Origin of the sequence: Clostridium nigeriense (assembly GCF_050585265.1) — a bacterium.
GTDB classification, from domain to species: domain Bacteria; phylum Bacillota; class Clostridia; order Clostridiales; family Clostridiaceae; genus Clostridium; species Clostridium nigeriense_B.
In genome coordinates this window covers 74,046-94,011 of record NZ_JBNOOE010000003.1, presented here as the reverse complement: position 1 = coordinate 94,011, position 19,966 = coordinate 74,046, and the positions used below count along the sequence as shown (strand labels likewise).

Here is a 19,966-nt window from a genome sequence, read left to right as displayed (position 1 = left end):
GCTATGGAATTATATACCACACTTATATTCTTGTCAATAATTTCTAATTAATAATTATATTACTATAATATCGCAAAAATACTTGAATACTTTTATAACTGAATAAAATAAAATTAATTCAATATACAGATTGTTGGGCTATTGAGCCATTCTTTAGAGATTGTAAAATTATTTAAGAGAAAATGCACTATTATAGATATTAATTTAATTACTTAGTAAATAATATAAATAAAAGGTTATCTCAGTAATTTATATACTTCTACTAAGATAACCTCTTCTATTATTTAGATGTATTTGTTTTTTTAGCTATATAAGGTAATATTAATCCTAATGCAATTAATATAAATGGAGTTATAATATTTAGTACTAGTTGGAATACATCTTTTGAATACATTCCACCTATACAAGCAAATGCTGTGAATGCAAAACACCAAGCTCCTAAAATTATTCCTAAAGTTCTATTTTTAACAAAATAGTACTCTCTTTGGAATTTGTCTCCAGCCTTCTTTAAAGCTATATAGGCTATAAATACCCATAAGTATCTTAAAGGCATACATACTGCATTTAGCTTTACTAACCATCTAACTAGCTCATCAACACTTCCAATTCCTATTGCTGGAACTATAATTAATATAGAAACTATAACAAAAATTAATTTATGTCCATTAGTATATGCTCCATTTTTATTTTGTACAAATAACTTTTCTGGAATAAATCTTCTATCCCCACTATCAAGTAACATACGTAATGGTGCATCTATTGAAATTATAAGTACTGCAAACTGTCCAATCATATTAGTAATGGCATAAGCTATAACAAATAAATTTCCCAAATTATAGTATTCACCTAGCTTTTGGAATGCATAGTATGCTCCATTTGTCATTAAATCACTCGGTATATTATTTGAATCAATCATCATTCCTAATGAAATTGTTCCAAGTATTGCTGTAACTGCAACCATAATTGCTAGTGTAATCATTCCCTTAGAAAAACCTTTAGCTGGATCCTTCATTTGATTTACATATGGAGATATTTTTTCACAACCCCCAACTGCAAAAACTAATATTGAAATACTTGTAAAGAATGACATATCAAACTTCGGCATAAATGTACTTAATGACCAATCAATTTCATTTAATTGAACATTTGTAATTGCTGGTGCTGCCATCATTAATAATATGAATAGCATAGACATTACAAACATAGATGTTCCAGCTAAAGAAGATAACTTCTTTAATGGATTTAATCCCTTTGATGCAATATACATAGCAATTACAAATATAATTAAACAACTTATTTGTAATAATAATGTATTCATCTTACTAATTCTACTATCTTGGAAAATAGCCCAACTTGTTGCAATCATAAAGCTATTAGGTTTTTGTGAAAGATATGGCATATGTACAATCCAATATGTCCAACCTGCGTAGTACGCTATCTTAGGTCCTATAGTTTCACCAACCCAAGAACTAACACCACCTCCATGGCTTTTAAATGCTGATCCTAATTCTCCAACCATTAATGCATATGGTATAAAATAGATTGCAAAAATAATTAACCACGCTACAATTGCTTGTAATCCATTATATTCAGAAAATCCGTTGATTACATTACCAAATCCCCAAACTCCTGAAAAGGCCATTAATGCAAGACTATACCACATAATTTTTTTGCTTTTGTTTTCCGGCATATTTTTAACCTCATTTCAATTAAAATAATAAAAACCACAATTATAATATTATTATATCTTGTAGCTTTTATCATTTTAACATCTTCCCTATACTATTTGCAAATAAACATATTATTCAACCATTTCACCTTAGTGATACATGTAATAACTTCTGTTCTTACATCTCCCATCAAAGGCCAAGGCTTATCATAATTAGTATGATGATACTCGAAGCCACATTTTTCTTGAGCACGAAGTGACTTCTCATTCCCCTCAAAGTATCCGCACCAAAGTGCCTTAAGTCCAAGTTCTTCAAATGAATATCTCATTAATTCTCTAATAGATTCTGGTACAAGGCCTTTTCCCCAATAATGAGCCCCAATCCAATAAGCAATTTCTCCTTCGTCTGATCCAATCCCGAAATCGCTAGCTTCTCCTATTAAAAGCCCTATACATCCAACTGGTTCTTCTTCTCCTTTTGGAACAATTGCATAAATCCCTTCGTTAGAAAATACATCCCTTATTATTTCACGGCTATTCTCAACACTTGTGTGAACTGGCCATCCAGCTATTGGACCAACCTTAGGATCCCTTGCATATTTATATAGTGCAGGCGCATCTTCAATTCTCCATGGCCTCAATATTAGTCTTTCTGTTTCTAGTTCCATTTTAATTTTCATTTTATTCTAATCCTCCTAAAATTATCATTCTGTTTTATCTATAAATAATAGAATATTTCCATTAAAAGACATATATCTTTTTAGATTATGTTCCTATTTTATAATTTAAAATAGCATAGTCATAGCCTCAATAATAGTTATAATTGTTTTTTCCTATATTAAAAGAGATCTTACCCTAATGGTAAAATCTCCTTTAATTTATTTATTAACTATTTTTCTTACTGAATCATATGATAAGCAATAATTCTTAGCTATGTTATTTATTGTTACTCCATTTTTATATTGATCTATTATTTCATTATTACGTTTCTTGTAGTATTCTCTTGAGCCACTACATTCTCCCCATTTTCTTTTTCTTCTGGAAGTCGGAATATATAATAATTTCCCATCTACGTACTTTAAAATTTCATTCAATAATTCTTTTGGAAGCACATCTGCTGCATTAATATATTTCATATTCATACTCCTTTACTTAATTAATTAAATAAAGTGCAGAATGAGCAGCTAATGCAACTTTTTATCCCACGCAGTTTGTTGCATTTCTACTATTCTGCATGGGTATAAACACTATTAAAATTATTTTTTAAATTTATAAACATACCTCCCACCTCCAAAGCCTTAAAATTGATAAATATGAGTATATCATAGCTGTCTTCTATGTCAATGTTTAAGTATTTTCTAATTTTATCATACTCTATTAATTGCTAATATTATTACAAATCCATTATCTGATAAAAAGACTTGATTTCAATTGGCATTTTTCTTTTATAAATCCTTTAAATTCGTCAATTTCACTTTTGTTCAAGCAATCTTTAAATATAACAATAATTTCATTTGATTTTGTAAAAAGTGCATATGCAGTAGAAGTTTCTGCAAATCTCTTAAATACATCGTATTTCATATGTGATTTTATTCCTGTATCTAAATTATTTACTATAGCCCCTTCTTCATCAAAATATACATTATATTTACTTTCCTTTTTCCCAACAGACTCTTCCATGCGCTTTATACATATTTTAATAACTTTATTTATAATATAAAGATATTCTGCAATAAAAATAATAGTTAATAAAGAAAAACTTAATAAAAAAGCTTTATTCTCAGTCATGAATATACTTAGAATTCCAAATCCCATACATATAAAAATCATTGTTCTAAAAAAAAATTCCGTTGCAAATGGTAATATCCCACTTTTAAAAGTCCTTACTATTTCTTCATTAACTACCCCTGTGCTATCAAACATATATGTTCCCTCCTTATATAAATTCTCAAAATAATATATACTCCTAATTTATCATACTATTAATTTCCATGATGTGTAAATAAAAAGGAAGCTATCGCTTCCTTAACTAAATTAAATATTGTTTATATCAAAAGATATCTCTATAGTCCTATTTTTAGGCTCTAGTTTAGTCATTTTAACTCCTGCAGCACTAAGCATTCTCTTTGATGCTTTAACTATATCTGTATCAGCATATTTATCAGATAAATAAACAACTTCTTTAATACCTGACTGAATTATCGCCTTCGCACATTCATTACATGGGAATAAGGCAACATATATTTTAGAACCTAATAAATTTGTTCCTCTACAATTTAATATTGCATTTAACTCCGCATGAACTACATAAGGATATTTTGTTTCAAGCATATTACCTTCTCTATCCCATGGAAACTCATCATCAGAGCATCCTCTAGGTAACCCATTATACCCTTGACTTAATATTTTATTATCATTATCAACTATACATGCTCCAACTTGGGTACTTGGATCCTTACTTCTCATACCAGCTAAAATAGCAACGCCCATAAAATATTCATCCCAAGATATATAATCTATTCTTTTCAATTAAATCCCCCCAATTAAATAATTCGATCTGTTAAGTTATATGAACATTGCTCTTCTCAACCATAGGAAATACAATATGTTTGCAAAACTAAATAATACCCCCTTAAAAAGGAGAGAAGAACAATGAACAAAACTAATATAAAATGCCCACGCTGTAATTCTGATAAACTATACAAGTTTGGTATGAATAAGCAGGCTAAACAAAAGTATCAATGTAAGCAATGTAAACGCCAGTTCGCCTTAGGCGACGGTGGCGGACGTCCTAAACTTAATAATCCAAAGTGTCCTAGATGCGGTAAGGGAACTTACTTACATCATGCATATAAACATTACAATCGCTATAAGTGCAATAACAAGAAGTGTAATCACATAATAGTAAAACATCATACTACGAATATTGAAAATGCTTCTAGTGAGTGAGTTAGCGGTTCCCTTTCAATGAAAGGAATGCGTTTTCCTCTACATGTAATATTAACTGCATTAACGCTATACTTTTTAAATAATTCATCAACAAGAACTATTTCTCAATTCTTGATGATTAACTCTGGTATTAAGGTATCCCATGTTACTATAGCAAGTTGGACTAATAAATTTGCACCTTTCTTTAAACAGAAAGCTGATAAATTCAAAGCTAGTTTAAACTTACAATCTGACGATTGGCACGCTGATGAAACAGTAGTATTTATTAATGGTGAAAGGTACTATCTGGTTAGCTATTGATTCTGAAACTAGATTTATTCTAGCATTTCATCTAACTAAGTCTAGAAGTTCTGATTCTGCTTATGCCTTAATAAATGAAGCTAAAAATTGTGGTGAACCCACTTACTTTATAACTGATAGATTACCTTCGTATAACGAAGCTGCCGCTACAGTATTGCCAAATACTGAACATGTACCTGTAGCACCAATGTCTAGTGATATAAATAATAACTTAATAGAATCATTTAACAAGACATTTAAAGCTTGGTATAAAGCTAAAAAATGATTTAACTCTTTTGACAAAGCTAATAACCTAATTTACTTGTTTATCTTTCACTATAACTTTATCAGACCACATGGATCACTAAATAACTTTACTCCAGCAGAAGTTGCTGGCTTCGCTAGCGATAGCTTTGCTAAAAACTGTTGGTTTTCAGCAGCTTAATTAAACTTAATACCTTTATTTAACCTGCAAAAAATCAATTCTATTGCAGGCTTGTTTGCCATGCAATAAAATATTCAAACTTATATAATTTTCAAAGAGCGAGTAATTCTATGAAAAATCATGCTATTTTTTTCATAACAGCTTAACAGATTCAAATAATTAAGAATTAAAAATGAAGAATGAAGAATTTAGGATGTTTTGCTAAGCAAAAATTAAAAATTTTAAACTTAATTATGTATTTTACATTCTTCATTAGTTTATTTTACTTAATAAAATATTAAAATTTAATATATATATTTATTATAGCATCAATTTCAAAATATTCTATATTAATCAAAGATTCAAATATAAAGAAAAGACAATATCTCATTGGAACGAATGTGACGGAATAAGCGAACATATCATAAATTCCGAATAGTGAGGAATTTATTCCTTGTGTTCTGAAAGGGTAAATATCATTTTACGTTGACTTGGAGTTCGCGACGGAATAAGTATTTTTAGAAACTCCGAAATATGAGGAGTTTCTTCATTCAGTATATTAAAAGAAATATAATATCTCGTGTTGACTTGGAATGCATATGACTGAATAAGCGAGATATTATATTTCTTTATTTTACTTAAATTTTCTAAACCTTTGATATCTTTCTTCTAAAAGTTTATCTTTTGATTTTTTAAATAATACTTTAAATTCTTTTATTAGTTCATCTCTTATTGAAGTTGCAACTATGTCTACATTCTTATGAGCTCCTCCTTTAGGCTCTTTTATAATTTTTTCAATTACACCTTGCTCTAAAAGTTCATAAGATGTTATTCCCATTATTTCTGCGACTTCCTTTGATTTTGATGAATCCTTTAATAATATAGAAGCAAATCCTTCAGGAGATAATATAGAATAAACTGAGTTTTCAAGCATCCATACTTTATCTCCGCAAGCTAATGCAATAGCTCCTCCACTTCCACCTTCTCCAATTATTATAGAAATTATAGGCACACTAATTTGAGCAATTTCAATTAAATTCCTCGCTATAGCTTCTCCTTGCCCTCTTTCTTCTGCTTCTATCCCACAATACGCACCAGAAGTATTTATAAAACATACAATTGGTCTATTAAACTTTTCGGCTTGCTTCATTAATCTTAGTGCTTTTCTATATCCTTCAGGATGTGGAGAACCGAAATTTCTTTCCATATTTTCTTTTAAATCTTTTCCTTTTTGAATACCAACTATAGTGATAGGCATACCATTTAAAAGGCCTATACCACCAACTATTGATTTATCATCCCTAAAGACTCTATCTCCATGCAATTCAAAAAAGTTTGTAAATATCTTATCTATATAATCTAGTGTAGTCGGTCTTTCTATCATTCTAGCAATTCGTAATCTATCATAAGCTTTAATATCTTTCACAACTACACCTCCTTAACTCTATGAAAATTTAAAAGAGTTGAAAGAGCCATTTTTAAATTTTCTCTTTTAATAATATTATCTATAAATCCATGTTCTAATAAAAATTCTGCACTTTGAAAATCTTCAGGCAATTTTTCTTTTATAGTTCCTTCTATTACTCTTCTTCCTGCAAAACCAACTAAAGCTTTTGGTTCTGCTAATATTATATCTCCAAGCATTGCAAAACTAGCTGTTACCCCTCCTGTTGTTGGATCTGTTAATACAGTTATATAAAGTAAACCAGCATCACTATGTCTTGATAATGCACTACTTATTTTAGCCATTTGCATAAGAGATAGTATTCCCTCTTGCATTCTTGCTCCACCTGAAGCTGTAAATATAATAATAGGTAGTCTTCTTTTTGTAGCTTCTTCCACTGCAATAGTGATTTTTTCTCCAACTACAGTTCCCATACTTCCCATTAAAAAGTTTGAATCCATGACAGCAATAACTGCTTTATTTCCACCGATTTCACATTCACCTGTTACTACCGCCTCAGTTATACCACTTTTTTCTTCATTTATTTTTAATTTTTCTTCATAGTTTGGGAAGTTCATTGGATTTTTTGACTTCATGTATTTATTAAACTCCTTAAAGCTTCCTTTATCACAAATTTGTTCAATTCTTTCATAACTACCAAGTCTAAAATGATAGTTACAATTAGTACAAATATTATAATTTTCCTCTAAAGATTTTTTATATAGAATCTTACCACAATTGCTACATTTAATCCAAGTTCCATCTGGAACTACTGGTATATCCTTTTCTTCTAAATTAGTTATGTTTATAACTCCATACTGTCTTTTCTTAAAAATCCCCATAATTTTTCACCAACTATAAATTGTATTCTTTGCTTATGAAACTAGTATCATAATTCCCTAAGCGAAATTTTTCATTATTTAAAATATCTATTTGAAACTCAATATTATTTTCAATTCCTTCAATTACAAACTCATCCAATGCCCTTAGCATCTTATTAATAGCTTCTTCTCTATTATTACCATAGGCTATTAATTTTGCTATCATAGAATCATAAGTCGGCGGTATAGTATATCCTGTAAACACTGCAGTGTCTACCCTTATTCCATTACCACCAGGTAAATTTAAAAACTCTATCCTTCCTGGAGAAGGTATAAATCCCTTACTTGGATTTTCAGCATTTATTCTACATTCAATAGCATGCCCTTTAATTTTAATATCTTCTTGAGAAAATTCTAATCTTTCTCCATTAGCAATCTTTATTTGTTCTTTTACTATATCTATAGATGTAACCATCTCTGTTATAGGATGTTCAACTTGTATTCTAGTGTTCATTTCCATAAAATAAAAATGTCCATGCTTATCTACTAAAAATTCTATAGTACCTGCATTTACATAGTTTACCGCTTTTGCAGCATTTATAGCAGCCTTTCCCATTTCTCTCCTAAGTTCATCACTTAAAATAGTAGAAGGGGCTTCTTCTAATACCTTTTGATTTCTTCTTTGAACAGTACAATCTCTTTCTCCTAAATGTACTATGTTACCATGTTCATCTCCTAAAATTTGAAACTCTATATGTCTTGGGTTTTCGATAAACTTTTCCATATAGATAGTCTCATCTCCAAAATTAACCTTTGCTTCAGTTTTTGCAGTAAAATAAGCATTTTCTAATTCATCTTTGCTATGAACTATTCTTATTCCTTTACCGCCTCCTCCTAAAGCTGCTTTTATCATTACTGGATATCCTATTTTCTCTGCTTCGGAATATGCATCATCTAAACTTTTAACTATTCCATTACTACCAGGAATTATAGGAACATCTGCATTTCTCATAATCTCTCTTGCTCTAGACTTATCTCCCATTATTCCAATAGTATCACTATTAGGTCCAATAAATTTAATATTACATTCTTCACATATTGATGCAAATTCTGCATTTTCAGATAAAAATCCAAAGCCCGGATGAATGGCATTACATTTTGTTATTACTGCTGCACTTATAATATTACTTTCATTTAAATATGAGTCCTTAGATTTAGGCTTTCCAACACAAATAGCTTCATCTGCCAACTGTGCGTGCATTGCATCTTTGTCAGCCTCTGAGTAAATAGCTACTGTTTTTATTCCAAGTTCTTTGCAAGCTCTTATTATTCTTACTGCTATTTCTCCTCTGTTAGCTATCAATACCTTTCTAATCATAAAAACACCTCTTTATTATCCAACCATAAAAGTTAGCTCTGCCTCACAGACCTTTTTGTCATCTACATAAGCAATTCCTTTACCTATTCCTGCTGATCCCCTAATTTTTGTAAGTTCAACTTCTAATCTTAGTGTATCTCCAGGTACTACTTTCCTTCTAAATTTTGCTTTATTAATTCCACCGAAGTAAGCAATCTTTCCTTTAAATTCTTCCCTTTTTAGTAAAGCAACTGCTCCAGTTTGAGCTAAGGCCTCAACAATTAAAACTCCTGGCATTACTGGTTCCACTGGAAAATGTCCTTGAAAGAAATACTCATTCATAGTTACATTTTTTATAGCTACTATCTTAGTATCTTCTAAAGACTCTACTCTGTCTATTAGTAAAAATGGATATCTATGAGGTATTATTTCCATTATTTCTTTTATATCCAAAATATTCACCTACTTTATCTTAAATAATTCCATTCCATACTCAACAATATCTTCATCACTTCTTAATACTTCAACTATTTCGCCATCATATTCAGAAGTTATTTCATTCATAATCTTCATAGCTTCTACTATACAAAGAACATCCCCTTTTTTAACCTTATCACCTTTTTCAACATAAGGCTTTCCACCTTGAGTTCCTGATGAATAATAAGTTCCAACTAAAGGAGATTTAACTACATTATAAGATTCATCATTATTTGAAGATTCATTTATATCATTATTTATTTCTGCTTTATTGTTAATTACTATATTATTGTTTTCTAATGAAGGAATTTCTGATTTAACTTCATTTAAAGAGTTACTTTCCTTTATTATTTCCTTTGAAGTTTCTTCATTTTTACTTAATTTTAATTTAAAACCTTGCTCTTCTAATTCAAAGACCCTAAGAGAAGATGAATCTATTGATTCTATTATTTCCTTAATTTGTTCATAAGTTAACATCTTACTTTCCTCTCCACTTTTTAAATATTACTGTTCCATTATGGCCACCAAAGCCTAATGAATTAGACATAGCATAATCTATTTCTTTATTCTTTCCTTCATTTACAACTAAATTTAAATCACAATCTTCATCTGGATTTAAATAATTTATATTTGCTGGAATAAATCCATCTTCTAATGCTTTAATTGATATTATTGCTTCTACTGCTCCTGCTGCCCCAAGTAAATGTCCTGTCATTGACTTTGTAGAACTTACATATACTTCTTTTGCTGCTTCACCAAAAGCATTTTTAATTGCTAAAGTTTCAACTTTATCATTAATTTCTGTTGAAGTTCCATGAGCATTTATATAGCCAATTTCATTAGGATTTATATTAGCACTATTTATAGCATCTCTCATAGCTCTATATGCCCCATCCCCATCTGATCGTGGTGATGTAATGTGATAAGCATCACAAGTTGTTCCATAACCAACTACTTCACCATAAATCTTTGCACCTCTATTTAATGCACTTTCTAAATCTTCTAATATTAATGCTCCTGCACCTTCTCCCATAACAAATCCACTTCTGTCTTTATCAAAAGGAATTGATGCTCTATTTATATCTTCACTTTTACTAAGAGCAGTTAAAGATTGGAAGCCTGCAATACCAAATCTACAAATAGATGCTTCAGTACCACCAACTATTGCCCTATCTAAATATCCATCTTTTATACTTCTATATGCTTCTCCAATAGCATGAGTTGATGAAGCACATGCTGTTGTAACACTTAAACAAGTTCCTAATATTCCGAACTCAATAGAAATTGCACCAGCTGCCATATTTGAAATTATAGCTGGAATTGCCATTGGTGATACTCTGCTAGGTCCCCTATTAATCAAATTGGTCATTTGATTTTCAATAGTAATAAGTCCACCAATTCCTGAACTAAATACAACTCCAAATCTTTCTCTATCAACAGAATCTAAATCTATCTTACTATCTTTAATGCACTCTTTTGCTGCTACTAATGCAAACTGAGTAAATTTATCTAATCTTTTTGCTTCTTTTCTTCCTAAGTGCTCTTCTGCATTAAAATCTTTAACTTCTGCTGCCACCTTAACTTTAAAATCTGATGTGTCAAAATAAGTAATATTATCTATACCATTTTTTCCTTCTTTTACAGAATTCCAGAGACTTTCAATAGAATTACCAATTGGTGTTATAGCACCCATACCTGTAACTACTACTCTTCTTTTCATACTACTTCTCTCCTTTTAATGCATAACCATTCCACCATCTACATTTATTACTTGCCCTGTAATATAGTCTGATAAATTAGATGATAGGAATAGAGCTAAATTAGCTATTTCTCTAGGTTCTCCTATTTTCTTCATAGGAATAGTCTTTAAAACCTCTTCTTTTACCTTATCTGGTAGAACTTTAGTCATATCTGTATTAATATATCCCGGAGCTATTACATTAACATTTATATTTCTTGATGCTAGCTCTCTTGCTATTGATTTGGAGAATCCTATAACTCCTGCTTTAGAAGCCGCATAATTGCATTGACCTGCATTTCCAGCTACACCCACAACTGAAGAAATATTAATTATCTTTCCATATCTTTGTCTAACCATTATTGATGATACAGCTTTTGTCATATTAAATGTGCCTTTTAAGTTAACATCAATTACATCATTAAAATCTTTTTCGCTCATTCTTAATAGCAGACCATCTTTAGTTATCCCAGCATTATTTACTAATATATCTATACTACCAAAGCTATTCTTAACCTCTTTTATAAATTCTTCAACTTCTTCTTCTTTACTAACATCACATTTAAAAGTTAAAACTTTTACTCCAAGAGAATTTAATTCTTGAACAAATAATTTAATTTCATCAGTAAATTTTCTATAATTAATTGCAATATTAGCTCCATTTTCTGCTAGGCTTCTTGCTATTTCTTTTCCAATTCCTCTTACGCCACCTGTCACTATTGCATTTTTATTTTTAATCATTCAAAACTCCAATCCCTTCTAAAGTTTTATTTAAAGATTTTATATCTTCAATATTAAAAATATTAACCTTTAAACTTTTTTCTCTACTAATTTCTTTTATAAATCCACTTAGTACCTTTCCAGGTCCAAGTTCAATAAAAGTATCTATACCCATATTTAACATTTTATTTATGCTTTCACTCCATCTAACAGAAGATTTAACTTGTTTATAAAGTAATTCCCTTATTTCTTCATTATTTTCAATGAAATCAGCTGTAACATTAGATATTATTTTTACTTCTGGCTTTTTAAATTCTATTTTATCTAGCTCTTCTTTAAGTTTAACTGAAGCACTTTCGAGTAAAGATGTATGAAATGGTCCAGAAACCTTTAATGGAATTGCTCTTCTAGCTCCAGTTTTTAAACATAGTTCTCTTGCCTTTTCTACAGCCTCTTTTTCTCCACCAATAACAATTTGATTGTGAGTGTTATAATTAGCGATTTCAACTATTCCAATAGCACTTGCTTCATTTAAAGCTAATTTTATTTTATTTAACTCTAATCCTATAATAGCAGCCATAGAACCAATACCTACTGGTACAGCTTCCTGCATAAACTTCCCTCTTTTTCTTATTAGAGGAATTGCTTCATCAAAAGATAATGCATTTGCTGCAACTAATGCTGAATATTCTCCTAAACTTAATCCAGAAACTACATCTGGCCTGATTCCTTTTTCCTCTAATGCCTTCTTTGCCATAATAGAAGTAGCTAATATTGCAAGCTGAGTATTTTCTGTAATATCTAACTCTTCTTTTTCTCCGTTAAACATTAACTCTTTTATATCAAAATCTAATAATTCTCTTGCTTTATCAAAAGTTTCTCTACAAACTAAAATATTATCATATAATTCCTTGCCCATACCTATATATTGAGAACCTTGACCTGCAAAAATAAATGCTATTTTCATATTTTCATCTCCTCTTAAAGGCTACTCTTAACTTTTTCATACTCACTAAACATTTCTTCAATTATCTCTTTAGCACTTTGTCTTTTATTAACAAGTCCTGAAATTTGCCCTGCCATGAGTGAGCCATTTTCAATATCCCCATCTTTTACAGCTTTTTTTAAAGCTCCTCTTCCTAATTCCTCTATTTTTTCAATCGGAGCATTTTCCTTTTCAAGATTCATATACTCTCTTGCTAATTTATTTTTAATAACTTGAACAGGATGCCCTGTTGGTCTACCTGTTACAACTGTATCTATATCTTTTGCCTTAATAACTGCTTCCTTATAATTATCATGTATTGTACACTCATCAGCTACTAAAAACCTTGTTCCGACTTGAATACCTTTTGCCCCTAACATAAATACTGCTGCTATTCCTCTTCCGTCTCCAATTCCACCAGCCGCTATAACAGGAATACTTACTGCATCAACAACTTGTGGTAATAAAACCATAGTAGTTAATTTCCCAATATGTCCTCCTGCTTCACATCCTTCTGCAATAATTGCATCTGCTCCTGCTCTTTCCATTCTTTTTGCTAAGGCTACTGAAGCTACAACTGGTATAACCTTTATTCCAGCATTCTTCCACTTTTTCATGTACTTTCCTGGATTTCCCGCTCCTGTTGTAACTACTTTAACCTCTTCTTCAATTACTATTTCTGATAACTCATCTGCATTTTCAGAAAGTAACATTATATTTACACCAAATGGTTTATCAGTTAATTCCTTAGCTCTTTTAATTTGTTCTCTTACAAAACTTGCAGGAGCATTTGCCCCTGCAATTATTCCAAGACCACCTGCATTTGAAACTGCAGCTGCTAAAGAACTATCTGAAACCCATGCCATTCCCCCTTGAAAAATAGGGTATTTAATATTTAACAAATTGCAAATATTTTTATCCATGAGTCTTCCTCCATTTTATTTTTATATAGCACTCTCTATATATTTAACTGCATCTCCAACAGTCTTAATATTTTCAACATTATCTACTTTTACATTAAAGGCATCTTCAATATCCATAACTACTTGGAATAAATCTAATGAATCAGCTCCTAAATCTTCAATAAAACTAGTTTCTAATTTAACATTCTCCTCATTAACTCCTAATTGATCAACTACTATTTCCTTAATTTTTTCAAATACCATTTTTATTTCCTCCTAAAATTTAATTAATGCTCCAGCCCAAGTTAGTCCCCCTCCAAAGGCTGCTAAAATAATTTTGTCTCCCTTTTTTATAAGATCTTTTTCAAAAAGCTCACTTAATGCTATTGGAATACTTGCTGCTGAAGTATTGCCATATCTATCAACATTAATATAAAACTTTTCTTTATTAATTTTTAATCTTCTTGCAGCTTCATCTATTATTCTTAAATTTGCTTGATGTGGAATAATATATTTTATATTATCTATATCTTCATTTGATTTAGATAATAATTCTTTAACCATTTCAGGTAATACTGAAACTGCAAATTTAAATACTTCACCACCCTTCATTTCAACATATCTCTTTTCAATAGAGTTATCTTGAGCAAAAGGTGTATTTAATTTTAATTCTGCAGCTACTAATGATTTTTCTCCTAAATTACCATCAGCTGAAAAACAAGTGCTAATTATTGAATCTTCCTCTTCACAAAGCTCTAATACCGCTGCTCCTGCTCCATCACCGAACAATACACAAGTACTTCTATCAGACCAATCTACTATTTTTGACAATACTTCTGATCCTATAATTAAAGCCCTCTTTTTGTCTGTAGATTTTATTAAGCTAGATGCAACTATCAGTGAGTATACAAAACCTGAACAAGCTGCTGCTATATCAAAAGCAGCTGCATTTTTACATCCTAAAAGTCCTTGAATACTACAAGCTGTTGATGGCATTAATTTATCTGGAGAAGTAGTTGCTACAATTATTAAATCTATATCATCTTTACTACAGTTACTGTTTTTTAATGCATTTAAAGCTGCTTTATACGCTAATTCAACAGTGCCTTCACCAGTTGATATTTTTCTTTCTTTAATACCAGTTCTTTTTATTATCCAGTCATCGGTAGTTTCAACTATAGTTTCTAAATCTTTATTAGTAACTATATTCTCTGGACAATAATGACCAAATCCAAGTAATTTTACTCCCTTCATTTAACTCCTCTTTCTAAAATATAAAAGTTTTTTCCTCTTATTATATTTTATATTTCTTTCAAATATTTTTATTATCAAAGTATTTAATTATATTGAAACAATACTTTATTATTTTTTTGAATTAGTTATTATAAATCAAAATTAACTGAGTTTTTAATGATATTGATAACTTTATGCAATTCGAATATTTTGATTATCAAACTAATATCATCATAATAATACCATTTTTTTATTTTGTCAATATTCGTAATTATTTTTTAATATTATTGTATTTTTAAAATTACTAGATTATACTATTAATAATACTTTGATTATCAAAGTATTATTCTTATTTTATAAAAGGAGTATATTTATGAATATTAAACCATTAACAATAGGCAATTTAATTGCAAAAATACCTATAATTCAAGGTGGAATGGGTGTTGGTATATCATTATCAAATCTTGCTGGAGCAGTTGCAAAACAAGGTGCAATAGGAGTTATATCTGCTGCTCATCCTGGATATCAAGAAGAAGATTTTGAAACTAATACCCTAGCAGCTAATTTAAGAGGACTAACTAAACATATAAAAAAAGCTAAAGAAATAAGTGGCAACGGAATCATTGGTGTTAATGTTATGGTTGCAATAAACAACTATATTGAACATGTAAAAGCAGCAATTGAAGCTGGTGCTGATCTTATAATATCAGGTGCTGGACTACCATTAAACTTACCAGAAATAACAAAAGGCAGTAGTATAAAATTAGTACCAATAGTCTCCTCTTCAAAAGCCGCTAAGATTATTCTTACTTATTGGAAAAAGCACTTCAATAAAACAGCAGATGCTGTAATAGTTGAGGGACCTTTAGCAGGAGGGCATTTAGGTTTTAAGAAAGATAACATAAAATACGAAACAGTTAATTTCGATAAGAACGTATTAAGTGTAATAGAAGAAGTTAAAAACTTTGAAAAAGAATTTGATAAAGAAATACCTGTAATAGTGGCTGGAGGAGTCTTTACTCACGAAGATATGGTTAAGTATTTAGAACTTGGTGCAAGCGGAGTTCAAGTAGCTACTCAATTTGTAGCTACTAATGAATGTGATGCTCATATTAACTTTAAAAACGCTTATGTAAATTGTAAAAAAGAAGATATTGAATTTACTATTAGTCCTGTAGGTATGCCTGGAAGAGCTATTCGAAATAAATTAACTGAAACCTTGAAAAATGAAAGGGTAAGAGTTACTAAATGTTATGATTGTCTAATTCCATGTAACCCTGCTAGTACACCTTATTGTATAAGCTCTGCATTAATAAAAGCTGTCAAAGGAGATATAGAAAATGGACTAGTTTTTTGTGGTGCAAATGCCTATAAAATAGATAAAATTGTTTCTGTTAAAGAAATACTAGATAAACTTATGAATAAAAATCAATAGATAAAAATATATAATATTTTTATTATTTAAATATTGCTGGAAATTTTCATTCCAGTAATATTTTTTATAGAAATATTTATACCAAAGAATATATAGTGATATAAGTTATAATTATCCTGAAGAGAGGTGGTGAAATATAGTGTCTTAGATAGAAAAAAAGCCTATAAATAGAAGTAAAGTCAGGTTATTTTTAGGAGAAAATTACTATAAAATTCGAAAGTATTTATATTGGTACTTTTCTAATAATTCTTATAGCAAAGTTTTTAATTTGAATGATGAATATATTTGTGAAAATCATGCTTTTATGATGTATCAACCATACATTAATAATGAATTATGAACTATTAAAATAAGCTGCCCAAAGGCAGCTTATTTTAGCTATAAGATTTTTTTAATGCTTTCATTAGAACTTTAGGATCTTTTTTATAAGGTGTTACAGGTATAATAGTTTTATGCTTAACATTCAATAATGTATAAACAGCTATTCTTGCTGCACGAACTGAATACTCTTCAGTAAATACCATATCTTCAGGTATTTCAACAAATTGACTAATCATAGCAAAGTTAGTTGAGCCTTCAGGTACTACCTTAGGTCTATCTGTCATCTTTCTTGGTTGGAATTGAGAATCTATATATGGCATCATACATGGAATTACATTTACTACTGTATCCATAATTTCATCAAGCTGATCTTCAAAGTGAAGATGATGTAAAAGTTCTATTAATATTTCTTCTCCAGTACATTCTCTCATTGGCTTCTTAACATAATCACCAACTTTGTCTGTATAAAGTCCATATCCCCAGAAAATAGTTGTATCCATTGGTTGATTTTTAAAATGAGGTTGAGCTGCAACAACTATGCTCATTAACCAACTTGAATCTCTAAATGTCATTAGGGCTCCACTTCCTGGTATATTGCCTGAGAATTGTTCAATAAGTTTTAATAGCTTATTGCCTTTACAAGTTACAGTAAAGCTTTCCCAGTTAGTTTGATCTGGATGATCGAAGAAAGGTATTGGGTTTCCAAGTCCCATTTTCTTCTTTGCAACCTTTTCCCAAAGGTTTCCTGACATTGGATTTTCAGGTTTATATTCTGGAGCTGTCTTAAAATCTCCTAATGTTGCATTATCAGTCATACATCCATTAGTCATTATGCATATATCATCTTCTTTTAATTCTATTATCTTTTCCCCTTCAGCATCCTGTATATGAATTGCTGTTGCAGTTATTCCTTCTCCTGGTTTGAAATCTATATCTGTAACTGTAGCATTTATGCTAAAATCTACATTTTGCTTACTTAAATATTCTTTAATTGGAAGTATAACTGATTCATATTGATTGTATGTTGTACGAGTTACTCCTTCTAAAGTTTCTATACGTGAAAATTCAAATATCATACGCTCCATATAACGCTTGAATTCAAATAAACTAGACCATTTTTGGAAAGCAAAAGTTGTTTGCCACATATACCAGAAATTTGTACTAAAGAAATGTGGAGTATCTCTAAACCAATCTTCTATAGTTAAATCATCTAATTTTTCTTCTGGCATCATCATTAATTTTCCTAATGCTAAACGATCTGCATTATTGAATCCCATGCTAGTTACATCTATTATATTTCCAAACTTATCAACTAAACGAGCTTGTGAATGAGTTGGATGTAAATGGTCAAAATTTAATATTTCTTCTGTAACACTCATTCCAGGCATATCGATTGATGGTATAGTCTTAAATAATTCCCAAAAGTTTTCATATGTTTCTTCATTTAACATTCTACCACCACGAACAATAAATCCATTTGTAGAATCTCCAGCTCCGTCATTGCTTCCACCTAAAATATGAAGCCCTTCAATAATATGAATATTTTCTCCTTTAAAATTACAATCTCTTATTAAATAAGCAGCTCCTGCTAATGATGCTAATCCACCCCCAACAAAGTAAGCTTGCCTTTCTTTATTATCTACAAAATTTTCACTAAATCTTACGAAAGACTCTTTCTTTTCTTTATTATCTCTTACCTTCTTTGCAGCTGCTGCAACTGCTGCTGCTCCTGCAACGGCACTTACTATTAATAAAGGATTTACTTTACTATTTTTTTGTTTCTTAGCCATAATCTATACCTCAACCTTCCTATATAATATTTTCTTTAATATCAATATTATAGTTTATCCAAAGCAAAAAGTATTTAACCACTTTTAAAAAAGAGTACAAATTTATAATAATTTTGCACTCTAATATATTTTTTATTTTTTTATAGAATCTAAGTATCTTACTGCACTAAGTGAGGCAATATTTCCTTCTCCTGCAGCCTTTATATATTGATAAGGCTTACCAACACAATCTCCGGCTGCAAAACAACCTTTAATATTCGTTGTCATAAGTCTATCAACTGATATATGTTCATCTTCAATTTTTAGGCCAGGTACTAACTGACCTGGAGAAATAGAATCTTTTAATATAAAAACTGCGTTAGTTTCTATTTCAGAATTTTGTAAAACTAACTTTTTAATTTTTAAATCACCTATAACCTCTATAGGTTTATCTTCAACTAAAATTATATTATCATTTAAATTATACTTTCCTTTATACATTGGAACATAATATACTTTTCCAGCAATTTCAGACACATAATTAGTTTCATCTTCAGCCTCTTTATTATGACCTATTATAACTACAGTTTTCCCTTTATATAGAGGTGCATCACAAGTAGCACAATATCCAACACCTCTACCTAAATATTCTTCTTCACCCTTAATAGGCTTTGTAAACTCTATTCCAGTAGCTAATATAACAGACTTTGCTTCGAAGGTCTTATCATTTGCCATTAATGCAAAATATTCTCCCATTGCATATATGCTATTTATTCTTTCTTCCGTTATTTCTATATTCATAGCATTTAAGTGCTCTTGAAATCTTTCTTTTAAATTTTCTCCGCTAAGTCCATAAAACCCTAAATAATTATTAATTTTAGGTGCTTTAACTATTTTACTAGTTAAATTTTTATTTCCAAAAATAATGAAATCTTTATTTCTAATTTTTGCATTTAATGCTGCTGATAATCCTGCTGGTCCACTACCTACAATGGCAATATCATATCTCTTATTCAATATAATACCTCTAATTATAGATGCTTAACTATAGCATCTTTTAAAGAATCTTTTGGCATAAATCCTACTAATGTATCAACAGGAGTACCATTTTTAAATATCATTAAAGTTGGTATACTTGATATTTGATATTTATTAGCTAAATTTTCATTTTCATCAACATCAACTTTTACAAACCTTGCATTACTTACTTCATTAGAAACCTCTTCAACTACTGGTGCTATCATCTTACATGGGCCACACCAAGTTGCCCAAAAATCAACTAAAACAACACCTTCATAATTTAGTACTACTTCATTAAAATCAACTTCAGATACATGTTGAACCATTTAAATCTACCTCCTGATATACCCTATAGGGGTATTATTAATTATTCTACTATATTTTTTTATTAATAGTCAATATACTCTCTAGATATTTTATCCA

At 29.9% G+C, this 19,966-nt stretch carries 20 protein-coding genes and 1 pseudogene; 2 read left to right on the top strand and 19 right to left on the bottom strand.

Going from position 1 to position 19,966, the window contains the following annotated elements:
- Nucleotides 1-280: 280 nt before the first annotated feature.
- The 5 genes from ACQPVP_RS04035 to ACQPVP_RS04015 all read right to left on the bottom strand — a co-directional run bounded on the left by ACQPVP_RS04035 (nucleotide 281) and on the right by ACQPVP_RS04015 (nucleotide 4,198).
- Entirely contained in the window at nucleotides 281-1,690 is a 1,410-nt protein-coding gene (locus ACQPVP_RS04035; RefSeq protein WP_430847477.1) for an amino acid permease, read from the bottom strand.
- Between the two features lie 92 nt (nucleotides 1,691-1,782).
- Nucleotides 1,783-2,349 (bottom strand): GNAT family N-acetyltransferase, encoded by a 567-nt coding sequence (locus ACQPVP_RS04030; RefSeq protein ID WP_430847475.1) that lies wholly within the window; start codon nucleotides 2,347-2,349, stop codon nucleotides 1,783-1,785.
- A 198-nt stretch (nucleotides 2,350-2,547) separates the two neighbouring features.
- Nucleotides 2,548-2,805 (bottom strand): CD3324 family protein, encoded by a 258-nt coding sequence (locus ACQPVP_RS04025; RefSeq protein WP_430847473.1) that lies wholly within the window; start codon nucleotides 2,803-2,805, stop codon nucleotides 2,548-2,550.
- Nucleotides 2,806-3,073: 268 nt separating this feature from the next.
- The gene (locus ACQPVP_RS04020) at nucleotides 3,074-3,592 is read right to left on the bottom strand and encodes a YcxB family protein (RefSeq protein WP_430847471.1); all 519 of its coding nucleotides are present in this window, start codon (nucleotides 3,590-3,592) and stop codon (nucleotides 3,074-3,076) included.
- A gap of 111 nt (nucleotides 3,593-3,703) precedes the next feature.
- Nucleotides 3,704-4,198 carry a deoxycytidylate deaminase gene (locus tag ACQPVP_RS04015; RefSeq protein ID WP_430847469.1) on the bottom strand — a complete coding sequence of 165 codons (495 nt, stop codon included), beginning with the start codon at nucleotides 4,196-4,198 and terminating at the stop codon, nucleotides 3,704-3,706.
- A gap of 123 nt (nucleotides 4,199-4,321) precedes the next feature.
- Here ACQPVP_RS04015 and ACQPVP_RS04010 point away from each other — a divergent pair.
- A pseudogene (locus ACQPVP_RS04010) lies at nucleotides 4,322-5,342 on the top strand (IS6 family transposase).
- 613 nt (nucleotides 5,343-5,955) lie between these two features.
- Here ACQPVP_RS04010 and ACQPVP_RS04005 read toward each other — a convergent pair.
- From ACQPVP_RS04005 to ACQPVP_RS03955, 11 genes are read right to left on the bottom strand one after another with little or no spacing between them, the layout of a single operon-like run.
- A complete protein-coding gene (locus tag ACQPVP_RS04005; protein WP_430847755.1) occupies nucleotides 5,956-6,705 on the bottom strand; it encodes an acetyl-CoA carboxylase carboxyltransferase subunit alpha in 750 nt (249 codons plus the stop codon).
- Between the two features lie 44 nt (nucleotides 6,706-6,749).
- A complete protein-coding gene (gene accD, locus ACQPVP_RS04000; RefSeq protein WP_430847467.1) occupies nucleotides 6,750-7,607 on the bottom strand; it encodes an acetyl-CoA carboxylase, carboxyltransferase subunit beta in 858 nt (285 codons plus the stop codon).
- 13 nt (nucleotides 7,608-7,620) lie between these two features.
- The gene (locus ACQPVP_RS03995) at nucleotides 7,621-8,964 is read right to left on the bottom strand and encodes an acetyl-CoA carboxylase biotin carboxylase subunit (protein ID WP_430847465.1); all 1,344 of its coding nucleotides are present in this window, start codon (nucleotides 8,962-8,964) and stop codon (nucleotides 7,621-7,623) included.
- Nucleotides 8,965-8,979: 15 nt separating this feature from the next.
- Nucleotides 8,980-9,396, bottom strand: a complete 417-nt coding sequence (fabZ, locus tag ACQPVP_RS03990; protein ID WP_430847463.1) for a 3-hydroxyacyl-ACP dehydratase FabZ — start codon at nucleotides 9,394-9,396, stop codon at nucleotides 8,980-8,982.
- A 9-nt stretch (nucleotides 9,397-9,405) separates the two neighbouring features.
- Nucleotides 9,406-9,897, bottom strand: a complete 492-nt coding sequence (gene accB, locus ACQPVP_RS03985) for an acetyl-CoA carboxylase biotin carboxyl carrier protein (RefSeq protein WP_430847461.1) — start codon at nucleotides 9,895-9,897, stop codon at nucleotides 9,406-9,408.
- A gap of 1 nt (nucleotide 9,898) precedes the next feature.
- On the bottom strand, nucleotides 9,899-11,140 hold the full coding sequence (gene fabF / locus ACQPVP_RS03980; RefSeq protein ID WP_430847459.1) for a beta-ketoacyl-ACP synthase II: 1,242 nt from the start codon (nucleotides 11,138-11,140) through the stop codon (nucleotides 9,899-9,901).
- A 15-nt stretch (nucleotides 11,141-11,155) separates the two neighbouring features.
- Nucleotides 11,156-11,899: a 3-oxoacyl-[acyl-carrier-protein] reductase gene (fabG, locus tag ACQPVP_RS03975; protein WP_430847457.1), complete on the bottom strand. Its 744-nt coding sequence runs from the start codon at nucleotides 11,897-11,899 to the stop codon at nucleotides 11,156-11,158.
- Complete coding sequence (gene fabD / locus ACQPVP_RS03970) at nucleotides 11,892-12,845, bottom strand: ACP S-malonyltransferase (protein WP_430847455.1); 954 nt, start codon at nucleotides 12,843-12,845, stop codon at nucleotides 11,892-11,894. Before fabD ends, fabG begins: the two co-directional genes overlap by 8 nt.
- 14 nt (nucleotides 12,846-12,859) lie before the next feature.
- Nucleotides 12,860-13,786 (bottom strand): enoyl-[acyl-carrier-protein] reductase FabK, encoded by a 927-nt coding sequence (gene fabK, locus ACQPVP_RS03965; RefSeq protein WP_430847453.1) that lies wholly within the window; start codon nucleotides 13,784-13,786, stop codon nucleotides 12,860-12,862.
- 21 nt (nucleotides 13,787-13,807) lie between these two features.
- Complete coding sequence (gene acpP, locus ACQPVP_RS03960; RefSeq protein WP_430847451.1) at nucleotides 13,808-14,029, bottom strand: acyl carrier protein; 222 nt, start codon at nucleotides 14,027-14,029, stop codon at nucleotides 13,808-13,810.
- Between the two features lie 12 nt (nucleotides 14,030-14,041).
- A complete protein-coding gene (locus ACQPVP_RS03955) occupies nucleotides 14,042-15,019 on the bottom strand; it encodes a beta-ketoacyl-ACP synthase III (RefSeq protein ID WP_430847449.1) in 978 nt (325 codons plus the stop codon).
- Nucleotides 15,020-15,371: 352 nt separating this feature from the next.
- On the opposite strand from ACQPVP_RS03955, the gene ACQPVP_RS03950 reads away from it, so the two are divergent.
- Nucleotides 15,372-16,433 carry an NAD(P)H-dependent flavin oxidoreductase gene (locus tag ACQPVP_RS03950; protein WP_430847447.1) on the top strand — a complete coding sequence of 354 codons (1,062 nt, stop codon included), beginning with the start codon at nucleotides 15,372-15,374 and terminating at the stop codon, nucleotides 16,431-16,433.
- A 374-nt stretch (nucleotides 16,434-16,807) separates the two neighbouring features.
- Here the strand turns inward: ACQPVP_RS03950 and ACQPVP_RS03945 are convergent, their stop codons facing one another.
- From ACQPVP_RS03945 to trxA, 3 genes are all read right to left on the bottom strand, one after another.
- Nucleotides 16,808-18,544, bottom strand: a complete 1,737-nt coding sequence (locus ACQPVP_RS03945; RefSeq protein ID WP_430847445.1) for an oleate hydratase — start codon at nucleotides 18,542-18,544, stop codon at nucleotides 16,808-16,810.
- 132 nt (nucleotides 18,545-18,676) lie between these two features.
- Nucleotides 18,677-19,540, bottom strand: coding sequence for an NAD(P)/FAD-dependent oxidoreductase (locus ACQPVP_RS03940; protein WP_430847443.1), 864 nt, complete (start codon nucleotides 19,538-19,540; stop codon nucleotides 18,677-18,679).
- Between the two features lie 14 nt (nucleotides 19,541-19,554).
- Entirely contained in the window at nucleotides 19,555-19,869 is a 315-nt protein-coding gene (trxA, locus tag ACQPVP_RS03935; RefSeq protein ID WP_430847441.1) for a thioredoxin, read from the bottom strand.
- Between the last annotated feature and the right edge of the window lie 97 nt (nucleotides 19,870-19,966).

What these genes read in the sequence shown, in the direction of transcription:
- ACQPVP_RS04035 (WP_430847477.1), bottom strand. Translation starts at nt 1,690, where the DNA reads ATGCCGGAAAACAAAAGCAAAAAAATTATGTGGTATAGTCTTGCATTA.
- ACQPVP_RS04030 (WP_430847475.1), bottom strand. Translation starts at nt 2,349, where the DNA reads ATGAAAATTAAAATGGAACTAGAAACAGAAAGACTAATATTGAGGCCA.
- ACQPVP_RS04025 (WP_430847473.1), bottom strand. Translation starts at nt 2,805, where the DNA reads ATGAAATATATTAATGCAGCAGATGTGCTTCCAAAAGAATTATTGAAT.
- ACQPVP_RS04020 (WP_430847471.1), bottom strand. Translation starts at nt 3,592, where the DNA reads ATGTTTGATAGCACAGGGGTAGTTAATGAAGAAATAGTAAGGACTTTT.
- ACQPVP_RS04005 (WP_430847755.1), bottom strand. Translation starts at nt 6,705, where the DNA reads ATGATAGAAAGACCGACTACACTAGATTATATAGATAAGATATTTACA.
- accD (WP_430847467.1), bottom strand. Translation starts at nt 7,607, where the DNA reads ATGGGGATTTTTAAGAAAAGACAGTATGGAGTTATAAACATAACTAAT.
- ACQPVP_RS03995 (WP_430847465.1), bottom strand. Translation starts at nt 8,964, where the DNA reads ATGATTAGAAAGGTATTGATAGCTAACAGAGGAGAAATAGCAGTAAGA.
- accB (WP_430847461.1), bottom strand. Translation starts at nt 9,897, where the DNA reads ATGTTAACTTATGAACAAATTAAGGAAATAATAGAATCAATAGATTCA.
- fabF (WP_430847459.1), bottom strand. Translation starts at nt 11,140, where the DNA reads ATGAAAAGAAGAGTAGTAGTTACAGGTATGGGTGCTATAACACCAATT.
- fabG (WP_430847457.1), bottom strand. Translation starts at nt 11,899, where the DNA reads ATGATTAAAAATAAAAATGCAATAGTGACAGGTGGCGTAAGAGGAATT.
- fabD (WP_430847455.1), bottom strand. Translation starts at nt 12,845, where the DNA reads ATGAAAATAGCATTTATTTTTGCAGGTCAAGGTTCTCAATATATAGGT.
- fabK (WP_430847453.1), bottom strand. Translation starts at nt 13,786, where the DNA reads ATGGATAAAAATATTTGCAATTTGTTAAATATTAAATACCCTATTTTT.
- acpP (WP_430847451.1), bottom strand. Translation starts at nt 14,029, where the DNA reads ATGGTATTTGAAAAAATTAAGGAAATAGTAGTTGATCAATTAGGAGTT.
- ACQPVP_RS03955 (WP_430847449.1), bottom strand. Translation starts at nt 15,019, where the DNA reads ATGAAGGGAGTAAAATTACTTGGATTTGGTCATTATTGTCCAGAGAAT.
- ACQPVP_RS03950 (WP_430847447.1), top strand. Translation starts at nt 15,372, where the DNA reads ATGAATATTAAACCATTAACAATAGGCAATTTAATTGCAAAAATACCT.
- ACQPVP_RS03945 (WP_430847445.1), bottom strand. Translation starts at nt 18,544, where the DNA reads ATGGCTAAGAAACAAAAAAATAGTAAAGTAAATCCTTTATTAATAGTA.
- trxA (WP_430847441.1), bottom strand. Translation starts at nt 19,869, where the DNA reads ATGGTTCAACATGTATCTGAAGTTGATTTTAATGAAGTAGTACTAAAT.